Source organism: Roseofilum reptotaenium CS-1145 (assembly GCF_028330985.1).
GTDB classification, from domain to species: Bacteria; Cyanobacteriota; Cyanobacteriia; order Cyanobacteriales; family Desertifilaceae; genus Roseofilum; species Roseofilum reptotaenium.
Genome location: NZ_JAQMUE010000105.1, coordinates 64599 through 83393, shown reverse-complemented (window position 1 = coordinate 83393; position 18795 = coordinate 64599). Strand labels below are relative to the sequence as shown.

General features: G+C 45.0%; 21 protein-coding genes and 1 pseudogene. 7 read left to right on the top strand and 15 right to left on the bottom strand.

All coding sequences use genetic code 11. The annotated features are described in order from the left end of the window. Positions 1-2: 2 nt before the first annotated feature. From PN466_RS23825 to PN466_RS23810, 4 genes are all read right to left on the bottom strand, one after another. A complete protein-coding gene (locus PN466_RS23825) occupies positions 3-1142 on the bottom strand; it encodes an ABC transporter ATP-binding protein (RefSeq protein ID WP_271944686.1) in 1140 nt (379 codons plus the stop codon). A 730-nt stretch (positions 1143-1872) separates the two neighbouring features. Further along, positions 1873-2151 (bottom strand): ribbon-helix-helix domain-containing protein, encoded by a 279-nt coding sequence (locus PN466_RS23820; RefSeq protein ID WP_271944684.1) that lies wholly within the window; start codon positions 2149-2151, stop codon positions 1873-1875. Positions 2152-2184: 33 nt separating this feature from the next. Then, positions 2185-2367, bottom strand: a complete 183-nt coding sequence (locus PN466_RS26570) for a hypothetical protein (protein ID WP_271944682.1) — start codon at positions 2365-2367, stop codon at positions 2185-2187. A 2-nt stretch (positions 2368-2369) separates the two neighbouring features. Continuing rightward, the gene (locus PN466_RS23810; RefSeq protein WP_271944713.1) at positions 2370-2843 is read right to left on the bottom strand and encodes a type II toxin-antitoxin system VapC family toxin; all 474 of its coding nucleotides are present in this window, start codon (positions 2841-2843) and stop codon (positions 2370-2372) included. Between the two features lie 101 nt (positions 2844-2944). Here PN466_RS23810 and PN466_RS23805 point away from each other — a divergent pair, with 101 nt between their 5' ends. From PN466_RS23805 to PN466_RS26565, 3 genes and pseudogenes are all read left to right on the top strand, one after another. Further along, a complete protein-coding gene (locus PN466_RS23805; RefSeq protein ID WP_271944681.1) occupies positions 2945-3175 on the top strand; it encodes a DUF433 domain-containing protein in 231 nt (76 codons plus the stop codon). 129 nt (positions 3176-3304) lie between these two features. Further along, positions 3305-3547: a UPF0175 family protein gene (locus PN466_RS23800; RefSeq protein ID WP_271944679.1), complete on the top strand. Its 243-nt coding sequence runs from the start codon at positions 3305-3307 to the stop codon at positions 3545-3547. After that, positions 3544-4035 (top strand): annotated as a pseudogene (locus tag PN466_RS26565) (DUF3368 domain-containing protein). Before PN466_RS23800 ends, PN466_RS26565 begins: the two are co-directional and overlap by 4 nt. Before the next feature lie 217 nt (positions 4036-4252). On the opposite strand, the gene PN466_RS23790 reads toward PN466_RS26565, so the two are convergent. Further along, positions 4253-5173 carry a hypothetical protein gene (locus PN466_RS23790; protein ID WP_271944677.1) on the bottom strand — a complete coding sequence of 307 codons (921 nt, stop codon included), beginning with the start codon at positions 5171-5173 and terminating at the stop codon, positions 4253-4255. A 175-nt stretch (positions 5174-5348) separates the two neighbouring features. On the opposite strand from PN466_RS23790, the gene PN466_RS23785 reads away from it, so the two are divergent. Then, entirely contained in the window at positions 5349-6656 is a 1308-nt protein-coding gene (locus tag PN466_RS23785) for an ATPase (protein WP_271944675.1), read from the top strand. 143 nt (positions 6657-6799) lie between these two features. Here PN466_RS23785 and PN466_RS23780 read toward each other — a convergent pair whose 3' ends face one another. From PN466_RS23780 to PN466_RS23740, 10 genes are all read right to left on the bottom strand, one after another. Next, positions 6800-7810 (bottom strand): NAD(P)-dependent alcohol dehydrogenase, encoded by a 1011-nt coding sequence (locus tag PN466_RS23780; RefSeq protein WP_271944673.1) that lies wholly within the window; start codon positions 7808-7810, stop codon positions 6800-6802. Positions 7811-7941: 131 nt separating this feature from the next. Continuing rightward, positions 7942-8925, bottom strand: a complete 984-nt coding sequence (locus PN466_RS23775; protein ID WP_271944671.1) for a Gfo/Idh/MocA family protein — start codon at positions 8923-8925, stop codon at positions 7942-7944. 12 nt (positions 8926-8937) lie between these two features. Beyond that, entirely contained in the window at positions 8938-9675 is a 738-nt protein-coding gene (rnc, locus tag PN466_RS23770; RefSeq protein WP_271944669.1) for a ribonuclease III, read from the bottom strand. Between the two features lie 351 nt (positions 9676-10026). Next, positions 10027-10197: a DUF6760 family protein gene (locus PN466_RS26560; RefSeq protein ID WP_390890060.1), complete on the bottom strand. Its 171-nt coding sequence runs from the start codon at positions 10195-10197 to the stop codon at positions 10027-10029. Next, positions 10176-10505, bottom strand: a complete 330-nt coding sequence (locus tag PN466_RS23765) for a hypothetical protein (protein WP_271944667.1) — start codon at positions 10503-10505, stop codon at positions 10176-10178. The genes PN466_RS26560 and PN466_RS23765 overlap by 22 nt, the downstream gene beginning before the upstream one ends. Further along, positions 10498-10803 (bottom strand): hypothetical protein, encoded by a 306-nt coding sequence (locus PN466_RS23760; RefSeq protein ID WP_271944665.1) that lies wholly within the window; start codon positions 10801-10803, stop codon positions 10498-10500. The genes PN466_RS23765 and PN466_RS23760 overlap by 8 nt, the downstream gene beginning before the upstream one ends. A gap of 158 nt (positions 10804-10961) precedes the next feature. Next, entirely contained in the window at positions 10962-11555 is a 594-nt protein-coding gene (locus PN466_RS23755) for a phage tail protein (protein WP_271944663.1), read from the bottom strand. A 90-nt stretch (positions 11556-11645) separates the two neighbouring features. Continuing rightward, the gene (locus tag PN466_RS23750; RefSeq protein ID WP_271944661.1) at positions 11646-12146 is read right to left on the bottom strand and encodes a phage tail protein; all 501 of its coding nucleotides are present in this window, start codon (positions 12144-12146) and stop codon (positions 11646-11648) included. 60 nt (positions 12147-12206) lie between these two features. Then, entirely contained in the window at positions 12207-12710 is a 504-nt protein-coding gene (locus PN466_RS23745; RefSeq protein ID WP_271944659.1) for a phage tail protein, read from the bottom strand. 83 nt (positions 12711-12793) lie between these two features. Beyond that, positions 12794-14584, bottom strand: a complete 1791-nt coding sequence (locus tag PN466_RS23740) for a phage tail sheath family protein (RefSeq protein WP_271944658.1) — start codon at positions 14582-14584, stop codon at positions 12794-12796. 393 nt (positions 14585-14977) lie between these two features. On the opposite strand from PN466_RS23740, the gene PN466_RS23735 reads away from it, so the two are divergent. From PN466_RS23735 to PN466_RS23725, 3 genes are all read left to right on the top strand, one after another. Continuing rightward, positions 14978-16282 carry a DUF4255 domain-containing protein gene (locus PN466_RS23735; protein WP_271944656.1) on the top strand — a complete coding sequence of 435 codons (1305 nt, stop codon included), beginning with the start codon at positions 14978-14980 and terminating at the stop codon, positions 16280-16282. A 30-nt stretch (positions 16283-16312) separates the two neighbouring features. After that, positions 16313-16528 carry a hypothetical protein gene (locus PN466_RS23730; RefSeq protein WP_271944654.1) on the top strand — a complete coding sequence of 72 codons (216 nt, stop codon included), beginning with the start codon at positions 16313-16315 and terminating at the stop codon, positions 16526-16528. Positions 16529-16594: 66 nt separating this feature from the next. Beyond that, positions 16595-18571 carry an ATP-binding protein gene (locus tag PN466_RS23725; protein ID WP_271944652.1) on the top strand — a complete coding sequence of 659 codons (1977 nt, stop codon included), beginning with the start codon at positions 16595-16597 and terminating at the stop codon, positions 18569-18571. The last annotated feature ends 224 nt before the right edge of the window (positions 18572-18795 follow it).

Here is an 18795-nt window from a genome sequence, read left to right as displayed (position 1 = left end):
TTTTATTCATGGAGAGCCAAACAATCTGAACTCTGCCAATGGGCATAGAGAGGAGTTTCGGGATTCGATAAAGCTTCAGAATAAGCAGCTCCTTCGCGAACGGGTTGGGAGACGGTAATTTGGTCTCCAGAAACCAATTCCACCACACATTGAATATGGGTTCCCATAAACATCGTATGCTTAATGCGGCCTTGAAAACAATTGCGATCGCCCTCTGGGGGACTCACGCTGAGGTGAATTTTCTCCGGTCGCACGCTGACCACTAGGCGATCGCCGACTCCCGTGCTACCGTTAAGATCCGAAGCCGCCCAAATCTTCAACCCCTTATCCGTTTGTACCTCAACTGTTCCCCCCTGACTCGATGCGCTCCGACCTTTGAATAAATTGGTATCGCCAATAAAATCAGCTACAAACGGAGTAGCGGGAAGATTATAAATTTCACTTGGAGAGCCAATTTGTTCAATTTTACCCTCACGCATGATGGCAATGCGCTCGGAAAGGGAAAGCGCCTCTTCTTGATCGTGGGTTACCATCACAAACGTCAGCCCTAACTCTTGATGCAAATTCGACAATTCCACCTGCATCTCTTTGCGTAACTTCAGATCCAACGCTCCCAAGGGTTCATCCAATAATAAAACTGCCGGTCGATTAACCAACGCTCTAGCTAGGGCAACCCGCTGTTGTTGTCCCCCTGACATTTGTTTCGGCAAGCGATGGGCAAACGCCTCCATTTTCACCAAGCGTAGCGCTTCCTTTACTCGGTCTTCAATTTGGGCTTTAGTGAGCTTTTTTAGCCGCAGTCCAAAGGCAATGTTATCCCAAACATTCATATGCCCGAATAGGGCATAACTTTGGAAGACGGTATTAACTGGACGACGGTAAGGGGGAACGTGGTTCACGGACTGCCCTTGAAGCAATAATTCTCCAGCAGAGGGCACTTCAAAGCCAGCAATGAGCCTTAACGTCGTAGTTTTTCCACACCCAGAGGGTCCGAGGATACTGAAGAATTCACCAGACTGAATGTTCAAGTTTACGCCTCGGACAGCCGTTTCTGAGCCAAACACTTTAAAGACTTTGCGAAGCTCAACATCTAGCTCGACGTTGGTTTCCCGATTAATTTGATTAGTTGCGGTCTGAGACATAATGAGAACCCCTAGCAATGAGTTCAGAGTTAAGCAGGGACAGTAACAAGGATCTAGATGGTTTCAGTGTAATCTATTCTGAGTACTGCTTGATATCGTATATGATTTCGATCTCCCTCGATCCAATGCTATAGGCAAATGGCTGGGGGATTTGATTGTCAGGGGGCAAAGGGCGATCATGCAACTTCCTAGATGCCAAGCGGGGATGGGGCAGGTTCACCAATCGAATGGTGGGGATTCCTATAATCTGGGTCAACCTGCCCCTACGGTCGATATAATTCTATGCTACGGTTGTCGGATCTACAGCTACAATTCCTTCGCTAACGTATCGAGTAAAATCGGTAGTATTAAAGGTTAGAATATGGGTAATATTGTTAATGTTCATTGCAGCTACTACACAAGCATCGTGTACTTGCACTCCACATACACCATAGGTTATGACAAGCCTCCGCCATTCAGGATAGAGTCCAGGAATATCGCTTAGTATGGGAAAAATACTTTCAATTAATGTTAAAAGCTGATTAGCTTCGATCGCGGTTAAGCCGAATCCATTTTTGTTAGCGGGTCTTATAGCAACATTCCAACATTCAATACAGTTTTGGGGCGTTACTTACAGATAATGTCTGTTCTGAATTAAGGTTCTAATCGCTGTTACGGTAATTGGATGTTGCCGATCGCTCTGGCGAGTAAAACGCAGGAGTATGTTAATGTCAACAAGATAAATCACAGCTTATGGATGTTCCTGATAAATTCCTGCACGGCTAACCGCCTCATCTAATAGTAGGGGAACATCAGGTTTGACACAAGCGGCAAAAGTATCGGTAAGCTGTTTAACCTTCGCATCAAACTCCTCGATACTGGTAAGGGTTGGGTGCTGATCTAAAAGGAAATCCCGTTCTTCTAGAAGTTGCAGAGCTGCTTGAACGACTTCATCCGCAGTTGAGTAGCGATCGCTTTTGAGTTTTTCGAGGATAGCGCGATGGGTTTCTGGTTTTAAGACTATGGTCATGATTCTTGAAGTCCTCCTGATTTTTGGATCGCTTTACCATGTGTTGAGTGGCTTCGGCAATCGAGGCTCTCGAAGAGATTTAGAAATCATTTTTCTACCACTGGTTGCTTGCCGTTTTCTCAAGTCATCACAAATCGCTTTCAAATCATAATTGAATGCCCTAGCATGTTCCTCCCGAATTGTATAGATTTCCTCTAAAATCTCATCTCTCCACATTTTTAAATTCCCATTAACTCATAGGGTGTACAAATGGTAGGTAGCTCGTACCCAGCATCTAAGCTAATCCGAACCAGCTTTTTCTGAATTTGAGCGTTGGCGATATGTTTACAGTTCCATGTTAGCAAATAGTCCAAGCCATAGATGGTAGCGATCGCAATATGCAGGGCATCGTCAGCCACTTTGCTGGGAAAATTACTTTTTGAGAGAAACTCTATCGCCAGATCTTGAACCGCTTCATTAACTTCAAGCAGTGGTAAGTTATTCAAGATCTCCATTCGCCTACTAGCCATTTCTGCATCTCCCCGTCCTGCCTCATCTAAAACCGTTTGTGAGATGTAGAGTTCAAACTGAGTCCGGTGGGTATCCCACCATTCTCTAGTCGCTTCTACACTTGCCATCACAATAAGATTGTTGCTTATCCTGGCGGTTAAGTAGCCGATAATACTTGTCTCGATGTAAACCATTTCACTCATGCGGAAATGGGGTAGTTGACTTCTGTATTGTATAGCGATCGTCATTCTGAGCGATCGCCGAACGTGCTATAAATGTAGAGATAAGTCTTCTGTCTGTAATTATGAGCTATCGCGACATTATTACCATTGAGCCAGATAAACGTGGGGGAAAACCCTGTATTCGTCGGATGCGAATTACAGTTTACGATGTTATTGGCTGGCTTGCTGCTGGCATGTCTGTGGCTGAAATTATGGATGACTTCCCAGAACTGACAGAGGCAGATATTAGAGCTTGTTTAGAGTTTGCCGCCGATCGCGAACATCGTTTAGTTGCTTCGGTGAGTGTTGCTTGAAACTACTTCTCGATCAAAACTTGAGTCGAACATGGAATCGTTTCGTAAGTCCTATGAAAGCACAAGAGCTAGACGTGACGACAGTTCCCGAACAAGGAACGTAATAAGAATCTTAGAGAAAGAAGTCTTATGAGTATTTTGATATCTGATGAAATTCTAACGTTGACTCGGATGACTGAGCCGGAAATGAGGAAAGAAATAGCCGTTTTACTGTTCCAAAAACGCAAGCTCAGTCTATCTAAAGCCAGTCGTTTTGCTCAGATGAACCGCATTACATTTCAACATCTTCTGGCTAGTCGTCAAATTCCCGTTTACGATCTAGAAGATTTTGAGAAAGATATTAGGAATTTACAGGAAATGGGTCGGCTATGATTGTCATCAGCGATACGTCACCGATTAATAATCTAGCCGCTATTGGGTATCTTCATTTGTTGCAGGAACTTTATGGGACAGTCATTATTCCAGAAGCCGTTTATCGGGAGTTAACTGACCCGAAATTCCCAGTGGCTGGTGCAACTGAAGTGCAAACATTAGATTGGATTACCACTTGTACTTGTAGGAATTTGAGTCTCGTTTAAGCTCTCTGTAATGAACTCGATCGCGGCGAAGCAGAGGCGATCGCTTTGACATTGCAATTTCAAGCTGATGTTCTCTTAATTGATGAGCGTCAAGGTCGTTTAGTCGCGGATAAACTCCATATCTATTATACTGGCATCTTAGGGATTTTAGTGGAAGCCAAAAAACAATCTTTGATTACAACACTCAAGCCATTGCTGGATGATTTGATCGACAAAGCTGGATTTTGGATTGCTTCACCGTTATATAATAAAGTTCTCCAACTTGTTGAGGAGAATGAGTGAGATTAATAGTATCCCCATAATCTAATGATCGAGACTTGTAGGGGCGGGTTTCACCAATATCTAGGAAACAAAAGATCGCTCTCCTAAACCCGCCCCCCGCCAAGATACAAAGGGGTGTGAGGTAGGTTCACTAATTGAATGGTGAGGATTCCTAAACCTGGGTGTTTCATGTCCACGAAGTGGAAACCTGCCCCTACGGTGGATATCGAACAATGGGTTATCGTTTAATAAATTCAACGCTCAAAATATGCTTGTCGATATATCTGTAATGCATCCTTCCATTGTGAATATATTCCTTAATCTCTGGCTCAAAACTCATATCAACAATCTCCATATTGTCATTGTTTTGAGCTTCAGTCGCTATGAGTAAAGACTCTAGTGCCAGCAAGAAAAAAGGTTGATGAACGAATCGACTGAAAGCACCCGAATGCATAAGTCTGAGCTTTTTCGGCCAAAGTGCAAAACCATGTGAATGATCGTTGAGGAAAGGTACAGCTCGACTAATTCTGATTGGATTATGAAGAGTCATGGCAGAAAAGCCAGGTTTGATAGGACGTAGGTTCTGTTTAGTGAATACCAAAACTTCAATGGCTCGATCGTACTTTTGATGATACTGATCGTCATCTTCAAAATCGTAAGTGTAACCTACTAAGAAATAGATGAAACTATCAGGATTTCTTTCTTGACCATCAAGAATAACCCTATAAATGTCCTTGAATGTATACCACTGCCCATCCAATTTTTGACGAGCGCCTAAACTAAATTCATGATCTCTATAATCTGGATGAAAAGATGGTTTGTAGAACCAGGAATAGTTATGAATATCGTCAAGTTCATTGCCAAAAGAACCTATCCCATCTCGAAGGCGGTTAGTGTGGCTGATATTCTGTATTCCTTTGGGTTCGTAAGCTTGATTGACAAGGCCCATACCTGTTCCAGTTACATCTATTTCACATTTGTATCGATTGTTTCCGAGGCTCCGACAGTTTCTTCTTTCTTTATCCCAACGGACTCCGTCCTTATTTTCAGCTTTATTTTGGCTTTGCAGTTCAACGGGCTGGGTTGACTCTGATAAGATAGAATCACTCTGATTGTTTGCACCAAAGATCAACCATAGGGATAAGAGGGTTTCTAGCATAATCAATGACCTACCAAACAAGAATACTGAATTCTAGTCCAATTATGAAATAATTCATACACCCCGATCCAGTCGGAAGGATCGGGCGTTTTTTTTTAGGAAATTGGGTCGGATGTGTCGGCAATGTCGGAAAAATAGGCTACAATAACTCCAGCCTTCGTACTTTCTGGGATTTATGGATATCATGGAAGTGTTAAAACTGGCTGATGAGCTGGTTTTTGCTCAGACGGGTAAGCATCTGGACTATCTGCAAAAAGCCATACTTCAGGGAACGCTACGAGGAGAAACCTATGGAACGATCGCAGAGCATATCTATACCAGCGAAGGTCAGGTGCGCGATGTGGGTTCCGAGTTGTGGAAGTTGCTCTCGGAAGGGTTAGGAAAAGAGGTTAGTAAGGCTAATTTTCGCGCTATTGTAAATAATCATTATTCGGCTTCAGCTATTTTTAACGCAACGGTTAATAATCTCAATATTTGTCCAGAATATCATCAGAAAAATAACCATTCCCAAAATCAAGAACAAAGGCAACTTTATGTAGATTTAGGCAATGCGCCAGAACGGTTAAAGTGTTATGGAAGAACGGAAGAATTGGCTGTTCTCGATCGCACTCTCATCCCCAAACACTGTCGCCTATTTGCCCTCCTCGGCTTCAGCGGAATCGGTAAAACCACGTTAGCCTTACATTGGCTGGAGAACCATAAAACCCAGTTCCAATATGCCATCTATCGCAGTTTGCGCTTTTATGCCGATTTCCGCGCTGTAGTAGCCAATATTCTAGCTATTTTCACGCCCAATAGCCCCATTCCAGAGGGTATGGAAACCCAAATTTCCCAACTGCTCACACAGTTGCGTCAGTTTCGCTGCTTAATTGTGCTTGACGATGGGCATCTTTTGTGCAGGGATAAAGGGGGTGAAGCGTTTTTGCAGGCGATCGCCGAAATTCCTCACCAAAGTTGTGTTATCTTACTCTCGACCGAAAAGCCAGTGGAGATAGAGCGTTGGGAAATAGCGAATGATGCGGTGCGATCGCTCATCTTACCCGGTTTAGGCGATGCAGCCAAAGATCTTTTGGAAGAGCAAGGTTTATGCGATCGCGAAGTTTGGACTCAACTCATTGACCGTTACCAAGGCAATCCCCTATGGTTAATCTTAACCGCAACCTCCATCCGAGAACTATTTGCCGGTCGAGTAGCAGACTTTTTAGCCTATGAAACCCTGATTGTATCGGAATCTTTGCAGGGACACCTCGACCAACAATTTCAGCAGTTAAGCACACCCGAACAAACAATTTTGGGTCAATTAGGGACGCTAACTGCACCCGTTAATCTATCTCAACTTTTACAACTTAACTCCTTTCCTCCCGTTGAGTTATTCCAGATTATCCAATCACTCCATCGGCGATTTTTTCTAGAGATGGAAGAAGAAACGCGGCAATTATTTCTCAATCGAGTGATTCAAGAATATATCAAGAATGGGAAATAATCCGCAGCGTCATTAATAGCAAGAAGCATCTATAGTGCTTCGCGCTAGGCAATAGGCACGAATAGCAATAGCTTGTATGGCTTAGGTTCTAAGGCTTCAAGCTGTACCTCATAGAAGAGAGAAACGCTATAGATGGTTTGAGTTTAATCCATGGTGAGTACCGCTCGATAGCGTACCTGATTCGATCGCACTCGATCCAAGGCTATATTAATCTCTTCTAGGGGATAGGTCTCGATAATCGGCGCAATTTTGTATTGAGCGGCAACATTAAGCATTTCATTCATGATTGCTCGGCCACCAATGGGTGATGCCATAATTCGGCGACGCTGGGAAAGGAGAGAGAACAAGGGTAGAGTTAAAGGTGCATCACTAACTCCCACAAAGCATAAAGTACCATCCGCATCTAAGTATTCAACATAGGCCGCCCAATCTAGGTTAGCTGGAGCGGTACTTAAGAGAATATTCAAGTAATTTTTCGGCGTGGGTGGACTTTCTCCACGACCCACGACAATGGTCTCATCGGCTCCGAGGGTTTTGGCAAATTCGGCTTTATCTTCAGAAGTTGTAAAAACAGTAACTCGGTTTCCTAAGCGGTGAGCAAATTGAACTGCCATGTGGCCTAAACCCCCAACCCCAATAATACCGATTTCCTGTCCGGAGGTCATGCCTGCATGACGTAGTCCAGAATATACCGTGATTCCACCACAGAGTAGAGGGCCGGCATGGGTGGGGTCAATGTCTTGGGGAATGGGGAAGGCAAACCGAGAGTCAGTGAGTAGGTAGCTGGCAAAACCACCAGGGCCAGGAATAATGAGCGGCTCGTTTTCTTTACAGAGGTTTTCGTTACCTTTGAGACATTGCGGACATTGGAGACAGGCACTTTTTTGCCAACCGACTCCGACGCGATCGCCAACTTTCAGGTGTTTGACCTGAGATCCAACTTCCTCGACTTCTCCGATAACTTCATGACCTGGAACCACAGGATAATCGGATATGTCCCAATCATTATCAATAATATGAATATCTGAGTGACAAAGCCCACAGGATTGAACCTTAATTAGACAATCATAGTCTTGAGGGCTACTCACTTCAAATTGATAGCTTTCCAGGGCAGCTTTAGCACATTGGGCAGCTTTAGCTTTAACTTGTATCATAGGGTTGGCACTCCTGAGCCTCTTAACTGTAGTTTATCAAATAAAGGGAGTAGAATTGTTGTTGGCAACATCGATAAGAATATCAATTAACAATTAAATAATTCACATAAATAATTAACAATTTAACTGGACTAGCCGTTCATTTTTGATTGAATCTGTTGCAGAGTGCGAACTAGGTCGGCTCCCACCCATCCGGAGGAGTGGGGAGACGGTTGATTATGGCGGACACACTGGAGAAAATGATCGCAGACTTGTTTTAAGGGTTCTCCTGGAGGAGGTGAAAGTACCTCCCGGTTCATGCCAACTGGGGTAAAATTTCCGTCTTCAATGTCAAACTGTCCCTGTTGCACAATCAGAGGATCGGCACTGAGTTCATCAAAAATCAACGTCCCTTGAGACCCAACCACGGCTAAACGGCGTTGTTTATCTGGGTTGAGCCAACAGAGGTGAATGGTAGCTTTAAATCCACTCGGATAGAGGAGTTTCACCCAAACTACATCGGGGAAACCGGGTTGTAACCAGGTGTCGGCGGTAGCCTCAACTTCTACGGGGGTTTCCCCTAACCAGTAATTAAAGATAGCGAGATCGTGGATGGCTAAGTCCCAGAGCGCATCTACATCTTGGCGCACGGGGCCTAAATGGGTGCGGGCTGCATATCCATAGCGTAGGTCTCCGACTGCTCCAGAAGAGAGTGCCTCTTTTCCTTGCTGCACCACGGGATGAAACAGATAGGTATGATCGACTACAAGCTGGCGCTGTTGGGTTTCCGCTAGACGACACAGCTCTAGACATTCTTCGGCATCTAGGGTGAGGGGTTTTTCGGCTAATACCTGACAATTCTGAGTGAGGGCGTATTTAATGATGTCGTAGTGGGTGGATGCGGGGGTGGCGATCGCCACTAATTCCACTTCTGGACGCGCCAAAACTCCCTGCCAGTCATCGGTTAACTGCACTGAGTCAGGCATATTATACCGATTTTTGATCGCCTCTCGTCGGTCAGAGTTGGGGTCTACCACTGCTACAACTTCCGTCTGGGGATGTTCGAGGAAATTACGGATTAAATGGTTTCCCCATCGACCCGCGCCCAAAATGGCAATCTTAAATGGTTTATCCACGCTGTATTTTTTTCACCCCTCTTCAGTGGTTTTGATCTTAAATAAGGCATCTTGAGCCGCCGCTTGTTCAGCCGCTTTGCGCGATCGCCCTTTTCCTGTACCGTAAGGTTCTCCCTGCACCCAAACCTGAGCCGTAAAGGGTTCGGCTGTCCGTTTTTGCGATTCTACCGTAATCAGTTTATATTCGGGTAAAACCTTATGAACGGCTTGAGTCCATTCTTGCAGAGCTGATTTATAATCTCGTCGAGCCGGATCTTTACGAATCTCTGTAGACAGCACAGTAAAATGACTATCAAGCCAAGGTCGGATCAGTTCCAGGGTATGAGTACTCAAGTACAGTGCCCCTAAAATGGCTTCAAAGGCATCCGCGAGACGGGACGAACGGCCGAGTTTATCGCTGGCTGTGCCCCGATCCATGAGCAAGTCTTGTTCTAAACTGTAACTATCAGCTAACTGGGCTAACGTGCGATCGCTCACCAAAATTTTCCGAATGGCTGAAAATTCTCCCACCGACGCATCCGGATACAATTCCATCAATAATTCTGAAGCCGCAATCCGAACCACCGCATCGCCAATAAACTCCAACTGCTCATAGTTTTCTGTGGACGATATACTCGGATGGGTCAGCGCTTTATCGAGTAAATGCCATTGCACTGGGGAGCTTTCTGGTAACCCCAGTTTCAGAATGACACTCTGCAACTGCCGTTGTCTTCGTGGATAACTAACTTCTTCAGGGACAGAACTAGACATTACCTATGCAGTGTGAGGTTTCACTAACTCTCCCATCTTACAGCGCTTTGCTCTCTCCGTGGGGGAATGGGGGCATGGGAGGAGTGTAGTTGATTGTTTCACCTAAAATAGTGCATGAGCTGCAATTCGTTGTTGCGCTTCAGCCCTAAAATGTTCAGAGCGCTAAAGCGCAACAACGAAGGAAATCTATTGCATCAAATTAGATGTTGTTCGTAGTGAGGGCTTGAGCAATCTCTAGCTATGCTTTTAAGCACTCTTCGTGCTTACTACAAACAAAGCACTATTTTAGATGGAACAGTCCACTACAATGATTTACTCTTGCCTATTTCCTATTCCTTAGCGCGAAGCGCTCTATTCTTCCGGATTTAACATACCGGCAATTTCAACAACCCATTGCTGACGCTCCTGATGCTCTAGAGCTAAAATTTCTGCTCTAGACCAGTGAAAATGAAAAGCGATAAAGGCTACCTCCCGATATAACTGGGGTAGGGGGTAGCCAGTTACTCCCCCAGCATCACTAATTCTGCTTCCGCAGGGTTAATGCTGTTGTATAGATCGAGTAAGTAATCTAAATCGACTAAAAATAGATTTTCTAAGGCTTCTGGTGTTACAGAGGGGAGTGTACCGAGTTGTTCGATCGTGCGCGAGAGCATGACGAGAGCGCGATAATCTGGGTAGTCAAAGACATTGGGGTGGCGATCGCCAATTATCTCATCTTTTGCAGTCGCGAAACGCATCACCCCTTCTCGATGAACCTTTCCCCCTTCGTCCACCAACCCTTTAGGTAAAACAAAGGCAAAACCCATCGAATCATCCATTTCCTCACTCATTCTCTACCGGTTCCAACTCATTAATCTGACGATAAAAATCTTGAAGATAGCTTAAATCTACCGCAAACATATTTTCTATGACTGCTGGAGAAATTTCCTGTAGGGTTCCCAATTGAACAATAACTCGCGCCAAAATAATCACCGTCGCATAAGCCGGATTATCCATTACCCTAGGATCGCGCATCGGGATAATTTCATCCATAGCACGAGAGAGGCGCATCTTTCCCTGACGGTGAAGATTTCCATCGGAATCTAAATAGCCTTTCGGTAAAGTAAAATCAAACTCAGTTTGCAACATAAACTATTAAGATAAATTCATTGGGCTTAAATCTTACACCGCTTGGCTTGCGTTATGAAACACAAGCTTGACTGCTCTCTCTCCATGTACCACAACCCTATTTCCTATTCCCCAGCGCAAAGCGCTGTATCACTCATCCCCATGCCCCGTTTCTCGAACTACGGAGGAGAAACCCGCTTGAACACCTCACAGGCTATTTCCAACTCTTCGCAAGCCAACTCGGAACTTGAAGCCGCATTATCCGTAACACTATAACTAATGGGCCAAGCATTTTCAAACTGAAATAAAGCGCCCATATTACCATTCTGACGATAAACAGTAATGGAACCATTGCGTCGCTGTTTTTCCCAATTGCCCTCTTGCACCGCATTCAACCAATTCCAGAGGGTTTCCGAGCCACTTAACCCTCGCCGGAGACTAATATTATCAATGGTTGTCTTAGCACCAGGGAGTTTAGACGTATACAGCATTCCTCGCTTGGCTTTGCCCCAAGGTTCTGGAAAAACCTCAGTAAACTCAACCACCTCTTGAGCCACCTTAAATCCCTTGCACTCCATGAATAACCCATCGACTCCATCTTTCGATCCATCTAAGGTTAATTCTACATAAAACCGGCACGCAGTCAGGATTTCAGCCAAATTCCGTTGAATTTCAAATGCATCTTTCCCCCGACTAGAAAACCTGGAAGAGATATTAGAGTATTGTCTACCGGGTTGGCGAGATAGATTAATATTGGGAAAACGAGGTAGCATAGTCAGGCAATCCGGATCGTTTTTCAGTCAAAACAACCAGACAAGGGATGAAACCCTTGCCTGTGTTAGTTCAGTTGCTTCAATTATAATTTATGTTGTTGGTAATGGTGCAATCCGCGTCCCTTCCGTGGGTACTTTTCTAATCCCAGTATGGCTAATTTCTATCGTTTCCTTGAATAAATCCGTACTGTCCGCACTCGCCTGAGTCGTCGTATATTTAGCGGGAACAGCATCCGTAATATTGTACCTTGCTCCTTCTTGGCCATTCTGCTTATAGATGATTAAAGAAGCCTCTCCAGCCTCTTCAACAGCCGTGGTTGTACCCCCAGTCATCGATGAGGGATGGGAATTTGTGTACCAGTTAATTAGAGCATCATTTTCTACGGTTGTGACAAACTCTAAGGTCATATTCTCATAGGATACATGAGATGGTGTAATTTGGGTTCCAGCAGACACATTCTTACCCGCATAAATAGCTTGTCCTTCGGCTGCGGGTTCAATGCTCATGGAAAGGCCACTGACTTTTTGTAATTGTAGGGTCGTAATGCCTTTCACTTCAAAATAAAACCGGGCTTGGGTCAAATACTCCATAGTTACATCTCCGCTTTAGATGGTTATGATTAGATGGGAAAGGGTAGAGAAGTTAAGGGTCTAAGCGGCTTGTGACATAGAGACCACTTTGGTGATTCTCTCGGCCACAAACTCATAGGTTTCCATGACTAATTCCCCAGAAGTGGCATCGACATCAGAAACCGAATATTTTTTGATCCAAGCTCGGTCTAGATTCCATCGCAGGACTTCAGCATTACTTGGATCGAAGACTATTATTGAACCCGATTTACGACTGTTCGCCCAATTTCCATTTCCCCCTTCATCTTTCGGCATCACGTCTAAAAACCATTCAAATAGTCGCGCCGCTGCTCCTTGGGTATCGTCATTCACATAAACTTCAATAGTCATAGAAGGGTTGGTTTCATAGCCGGCGATCGTGGTATGTCTTCCTGCACCCTGTTTACCACAGTGAATGGGTTTATCTCCACCGGTTACCTTACCTTCATAGGTCAGAGCAGCCATACTTTTTATTTCTAAGTTTTCTAAACCTTCAAAGTTTAGATAAAATCGGTTGGCTGTAGTTGTATAAACTGGAGCTGCCATGGTGTAACTGTCCTTTTGCTGATATTTTTAGGGTTTGAATGTATCAGGAGATTAGAATTAATCCAATCTCCTGAAGAGGCTTCTTAACCTTCGCCTTCAGCCGTCCACTGACTGATACGGAAGATCACAAATTCAGCCGGTCGCACGGGAGCAATACCGACTTCTACATACAATCGACCGAGCATCATACTTTGGGGAGTATTAATATCAGAATCACACTTGACGTAGAAAGCTTCAGCAGGAGATCCTCCCATCAACGCACCAGCTCGCCATAAATCGGTTAAGAAACTGGTAATCGTGCGTTTCACCCGTTGCCACAGGTCTTCATCGTTGGGTTCAAAGACGACCCATTGCATTCCATTTTCAATGGATTTCTCGATGTAGCTCATCAAGCGGCGAACGTTGATATAGCGCCATTGGATATTATCCGGCTCAACCAGAGTTCTAGCACCCCAAACTCGAATACCTCGGTTGGGGAAGGGACGGATACAGTTAATCCCCGCAGGGTTAAGCAGTTCCTGTTCCCGGAAATTACAATCGTAAGCTAAACCGATAACTCCTCTGGGGACTTCGTTGGCAGGTGCTTTATAAACGCCTCGCGTTTCATCGTTGCGAGACCAAACTCCTGCCATATAACCGCTGGGAGGAATGGCTACTGGGCGACCAGCATTTCTGGGATTGGGAACCCGAATCCAGGGATAATAGAGAGCAGCAAATTGGGAACGGCGGTTAAATTCCTCCCGCAGCCAACGACTGATTTGTTGGGGTTTTACCCGGTCTGGGGGTGGATCGAGAATCACCATCCGGTTGGGAGCATTAGGAATATCGCCATCAGCAGCTCCTTCACAGAGGCTGACCATTACATCCATAATCCCGTGCAGTTGGTCGATGTTAATCAGGCCCGTTTCATAGACTTTCATTAGATCGGGACAAGCCATGATCGTGACTTCGTCAATCTCGAAGAGTCCTCGAACACCTGTACGGTCATCTCTTACCCCTTCAATATGTTGGGAGAAGCGGTCAGGAGAAGGCATCACTATGGGAGGGCTGATTTCATACAATCCATTACTGGGTCGTCGGGCTAGGGGAGAGCCACTGATGGATAGGTCTATAGCAGCAATATATTCTGATTCTTCTAGGGCTGTCACCACATAGGTAGCCACGGAGGAATCAATTTGGGGATTCATGGTCAGGTTTTCAAACCGTTCGAGTTCTTCATCTCCTTGGGCGATGACTACACTGAAAAATTCGCCTGTATTCGCGGGAATGGTTGTACTGGAGGTACTCTCGGTCGTACTGGAGGTACTCTCGGTCGTACTGGAGGTACTCTCGGTCGTACTTGAAGAACTTGCACTTGAAGAACTCGTACTCGATGGTGGGGGTTTGGGTTCTCCATCCATAATTTGCACCCGAACGGAGCGATCCACAGGTACGAGCATGGCATTGATCGAGCCATTATCGGTAGTGGTGAGGTCAGAACCTGGACGGATAGAGAATTTTAGGGAAGGTCGGTTTCCCCGGTTCATAATACTGGTTCCGGTTTCTGTTGCTTCTGGTTCTGGGGAACCGGGTAAGCGAGTGCCAATACTAACAACCCAACAGCGACCACCGCCATTGAGGAACCATCCATAGACACTTAGCGGTAAGTAGGCCCCAAAGTCGGTAAACCCGTCGGAGTTAGGTCGGCCAAAATATTGCAGATATTGATCCCAAGTGGTGACCAACATCGGTTTAAACGGTTCTGCGCCACCTCGGATGTCCTCGGTAAAACCAACGAAGCCTCCTACGGCAGTCGGGACTCCCTCAATGGGACGACTGCCGCGATTGACTTCTTCGATATAAACACCGGGAGCGTAATAATCAAGTCTCGCCATAGTGGATTCCTTCCGAATACCAAATTACTGTGGAGAATTCTGGTTAATAAATGGGCTAAGAGATGACTTTATCCAAATTTGGATATAAAAATCAAAGAATTAGGGAGATAGGTTTCCTCAAATAAACTCTTAAACCACGATAGTGCCACCATACAATAACCGAGGGATTGATGACTACTTTTTTAAGGGTTTTTCTTGAAGATTTACACAACTTAACTTATCTTATAAAGAGATAATAAATGTCTGATAAACATCAATAAAAAACAACAAAAATTAATGTATAGAGGAATGGCTAATCCTAAGTTAAGATAGCCGCTAAGACCCCATTACGTTATTCTGGAGCAGGGTCTGACTCCAGAATGGACAGAGCAGTGAAGCGAGTGAGTGAATTGAATGGCTAATTATTTAGCGATCGCCACGGCCACAGCGACCATGCAGCGCATTATTCAGCAAGCGATACAAACGGATGTAGATGGTTCTAGGGTAACCACAGTCCGCCCTGATGGTGCAGGGGGCGGTATCCCAGAAACTGGGGTGAATCTATACCTATATCACATCAAACGCAATCCGGCTTTAACCAATCAAGACACTCCCAACTTTCAACGACGGGGAGATATGGTTAAGCGCAGGCAAGCAGCTCTAGATTTATTTTACGTGATTTCTTGTTACGGTAATGATGCTGAATTAGAACCGCAACGACTTTTAGGGTGTGTGGCTCGTGCGTTAGAAGATCAGTTGGTTTTTACACCTCAGATGATTCAGGAAACGATTAATGATCCGACATTTGATTACTTAGAAGGGTCGGATTTAGCCGATCAAATTGAGCAAATTCGGACGGAATTTATCTCTGTTTCTACGGATGAACTCTCGAAAATTTGGTCAGTCTTTTTTCAGACTCCCCATGCTTTATCTGTGGTCTATAAAATCAGTGTGATTCTGATTGAAAGCGATATATCAGCCAAATCTTCACTACCCGTGCGCGATCGCCGCATGATTGGCGGCCCCTTCCCGAAACAACCTGTGGTCGATCAAGTGATCAATACCACAGGCAAGTATATGCCTATTTTAGCCAATAGCACCCTCCGCATTCGCGGTCGATTCCTCTCCCATTCGATCGCCCAAGTTCGGATCAATCAAGCCGAAGTCACTCCCCAAATCATCAACGACACAGAATTAAGCCTTCCCCTGCGTCTGGTTCCCAATACCCATCTACGGGCTGGAGTCCAATCCCTGCAAGTGATCCATCCCCAATTGCCCTCCCTTCCCTCTCAAAATGGTCGCCGTCCTCCCCGTCCTAGTACGACAACTGAACCGGTTCAAAAAGTTGAGTCTAATGTTTTTCCCTTTGTAGTGCGTCCGAGTTTTCTGGGTTATGAACTGATAGACATTGAAGGAACAGAAGAAGACCGCCGCTTGGGTCAAGTCATTATTCGCACGAACCTCACCATCGGTTTGGGACAGCGAGTGGTGCTCATGCTCAATGAATACTCTAGCGAAAATGCGATCGCCTATCTCTTCAACAGTACCCCCATTCGGGAAAATACCCGCACTCCAGTTATTCCCATTAGCAATGTACAACCGGGAGACTATTTTGTTCGTATTCAAGTTGATGGCGCAGAGAGCTTATTGGATGTGGATCTCGATCCCAATAGTCCCACCTATGAACAATATATTGGCCCCATTCTCACATTGGAATGATTCCATAACATAACATCTGGAGCTAACATAATGAACGCATACAAACTCACCGCTATCCTGAAAGAAGATGGAACCTTACTGCTTGAAGGATTACCGTTTGAAGCTGGAGAAGCGGTAGAGGTGATTATCTTAGAACAGTCTAAAGAACTAACTGTATCCCCAAATTCTTCTGGTCAATATCCCCTTCAAGGTACCGTTTTACACAGCCATATACCACAACCCTATTCCCTATTACCTATTCCCTAGCGCAAAGCGCTATAAGATTATCAACTATCCTTATGTCCAAATTGCTAACTCAATTTTTATTAAGCCATGACTGATTTATTAAACTACACTTGGCAAAATGAAAATCAACAGGATTTAATCCAAGGGTTAGCCAAACTGCAAGCCAGGATTAATGAAAAAATTAGTCGGGATAGTCCAGCAGAAACAGTCACCGAGGAAGGTGAATCGATTCCTGATTTAGAAGACTCTCAATTTGCCCTCGATCAACTGTGCAGTACGTTTAATCTGTCGAGTTTTGAACGGGATATTTTACTGTTATGTGCGGGTGCAGAATTAGATGAACAGTTTTTAGACTGGTTAAGTCAGCTCCAAGGAATAGCTCAGAAATCTTACCCAACATTTGGGTTAGCCCTTAAACTCTTAGATCGCCCCCATTGGAGCGCTTTAACGCCGGAATCTCCCTTGCGCTACTGGCGCTTAATTGAACTGGGAGCGGGGCCGTCGTTTACCCTGAGTCCTCTGCGAATTGATGAGAGTATTCTGCATTATTTAGCCGGAGTCAAAACTCAACCGTTGCCACTCGAAGCTCTGATCGGATCGCTGGACTTTTCGGTATCGCTAATGGAACATGACCATGAACTGATTCAAACGTTAGTGGATACTTGGGTGGGTGCTGCTAATGGTAAAGAGTTTCCTTTAGTACAACTGTGTGGGGAAGATAGTCGGAGTAAACAGGCGATCGCCACCACCGCATTTGCTAGTCTTAATCTAACCCTCCATCATCTCGATCCCGCTCAACTGCCCTCTAGTCCCCATGATGTGCATCAACTGCTGAGGTTATGGCATCGAGAAGCCTTTCTCAAAGGGTATGCGCTGTTGATTAATTGCGATAAACTTGCCACTCCCCTGAACCAAAACTTAGCGCTCATTAAGCTCATTCAAGAGATTAGCACACCGGTGATTCTGACGAGTAGCGATCGCCTCTCCATCCCCAACCGCTCCATCATCAATCTTGAAGTCCACAAACCCACCCTGACCCAACAATCCCAATATTGGCAAACTCACCTCGATTCATGGGGTATCGAACTTAACGGGCAAGTGCAAACCTTAATTTCCCAATTCAACCTTACCAGTACTCAAATTCAAACGATCTGCGCCCACACCCTCAGTAAAAACCGCAGTGAACCCCCTGAAACTATTACTAAAGAACTGTGGAGAGCCTGCCGCCAACAAGCCCGCCCCCGCATGGACGACCTCGCCCAACGGATCGAAATCAAAGCAACTTGGGATGACCTAGTGCTTCCTGAGACTCAAATGCAAACCTTGCAAACCATGGCTGCTCACCTACGCCAACGGGCAAAAGTCTATGAAAATTGGGGCTTTCGGCGCAAAAGTGGACGCGGTTTAGGCATCAGCGCCCTATTTTCCGGCCCCAGTGGCACAGGAAAAACGACAGCCGCCGAAGTTCTTGCGAATACTCTGCAATTAGACTTGTATAAAATTGATCTAAGCTCTGTAGTCAGTAAATATATTGGTGAAACTGAAAAAAACCTACGCCGCGTGTTTGATGCGGCTGAAAGTGGAGGCACTATCCTATTATTTGATGAAGCCGATGCTCTGTTTGGAAAACGTTCGGAAGTTAAAGATTCTCATGATCGCCACGCTAACATTGAAGTGAGCTATCTTTTGCAACGGATGGAAGCTTATCAAGGTCTTGCTATTCTCACCACCAACCTCAAAGGAGCCTTAGATAATGCCTTTATGCGACGGATTCGATTTATTGTTCCTTTCAATTTTCCTGATATTAAACAACGGGCAGAAATTTGGCGCAGAATTTTCCCCCCGGAAACGCCGACTCAAGATTTAGATATGAACAAACTAGCAAAACTGAGTATTTCTGGAGGAAATATCCGCAATATTGCCCTCAATGCGGCTTTTCTAGCAGCAGAAAATGATGAAACTGTGCAGATGAAACATATTTTGCAAGCGGCAAAAAGTGAATATGTGAAACTAGAGAAACCTCTCCTCGATAGTGAAGTCAAAGGATGGATTGCTAAACCGTAGTGTTTATAGAACTTCGCACTCTAGTAATAGGCAAAAGCTTGTCTCGCTTAGGGTCTAAGGCTTCAAACTATACCTCATAAAAGAGAGAAATATTACAAGTCGTCTTGAGTATGTCCTTTGCAAATAAGTATCAACAGTTGCCCTCATTTCCCGATCCTTCGGTTAAAGTTTACAATTTTTCACGATCGCATTACCCATTCGAGCGAGTGCGATCGCGGTCAGGG

Bases quoted from the DNA above. Each gene is read 5' to 3' on its own strand.
- PN466_RS23825 (WP_271944686.1), bottom strand. From the start codon at position 1,142: ATGTCTCAGACCGCAACTAATCAAATTAATCGGGAAACCAACGTCGAG.
- PN466_RS23820 (WP_271944684.1), bottom strand. From the start codon at position 2,151: ATGACCATAGTCTTAAAACCAGAAACCCATCGCGCTATCCTCGAAAAA.
- PN466_RS26570 (WP_271944682.1), bottom strand. From the start codon at position 2,367: ATGTGGAGAGATGAGATTTTAGAGGAAATCTATACAATTCGGGAGGAA.
- PN466_RS23810 (WP_271944713.1), bottom strand. From the start codon at position 2,843: ATGAGTGAAATGGTTTACATCGAGACAAGTATTATCGGCTACTTAACC.
- PN466_RS23805 (WP_271944681.1), top strand. From the start codon at position 2,945: ATGAGCTATCGCGACATTATTACCATTGAGCCAGATAAACGTGGGGGA.
- PN466_RS23800 (WP_271944679.1), top strand. From the start codon at position 3,305: ATGAGTATTTTGATATCTGATGAAATTCTAACGTTGACTCGGATGACT.
- PN466_RS23790 (WP_271944677.1), bottom strand. From the start codon at position 5,173: ATGCTAGAAACCCTCTTATCCCTATGGTTGATCTTTGGTGCAAACAAT.
- PN466_RS23785 (WP_271944675.1), top strand. From the start codon at position 5,349: ATGGATATCATGGAAGTGTTAAAACTGGCTGATGAGCTGGTTTTTGCT.
- PN466_RS23780 (WP_271944673.1), bottom strand. From the start codon at position 7,810: ATGATACAAGTTAAAGCTAAAGCTGCCCAATGTGCTAAAGCTGCCCTG.
- rnc (WP_271944669.1), bottom strand. From the start codon at position 9,675: ATGTCTAGTTCTGTCCCTGAAGAAGTTAGTTATCCACGAAGACAACGG.
- PN466_RS23765 (WP_271944667.1), bottom strand. From the start codon at position 10,505: ATGAGTGAGGAAATGGATGATTCGATGGGTTTTGCCTTTGTTTTACCT.
- PN466_RS23760 (WP_271944665.1), bottom strand. From the start codon at position 10,803: ATGTTGCAAACTGAGTTTGATTTTACTTTACCGAAAGGCTATTTAGAT.
- PN466_RS23755 (WP_271944663.1), bottom strand. From the start codon at position 11,555: ATGCTACCTCGTTTTCCCAATATTAATCTATCTCGCCAACCCGGTAGA.
- PN466_RS23750 (WP_271944661.1), bottom strand. From the start codon at position 12,146: ATGGAGTATTTGACCCAAGCCCGGTTTTATTTTGAAGTGAAAGGCATT.
- PN466_RS23745 (WP_271944659.1), bottom strand. From the start codon at position 12,710: ATGGCAGCTCCAGTTTATACAACTACAGCCAACCGATTTTATCTAAAC.
- PN466_RS23740 (WP_271944658.1), bottom strand. From the start codon at position 14,584: ATGGCGAGACTTGATTATTACGCTCCCGGTGTTTATATCGAAGAAGTC.
- PN466_RS23735 (WP_271944656.1), top strand. From the start codon at position 14,978: ATGGCTAATTATTTAGCGATCGCCACGGCCACAGCGACCATGCAGCGC.
- PN466_RS23730 (WP_271944654.1), top strand. From the start codon at position 16,313: ATGAACGCATACAAACTCACCGCTATCCTGAAAGAAGATGGAACCTTA.
- PN466_RS23725 (WP_271944652.1), top strand. From the start codon at position 16,595: ATGACTGATTTATTAAACTACACTTGGCAAAATGAAAATCAACAGGAT.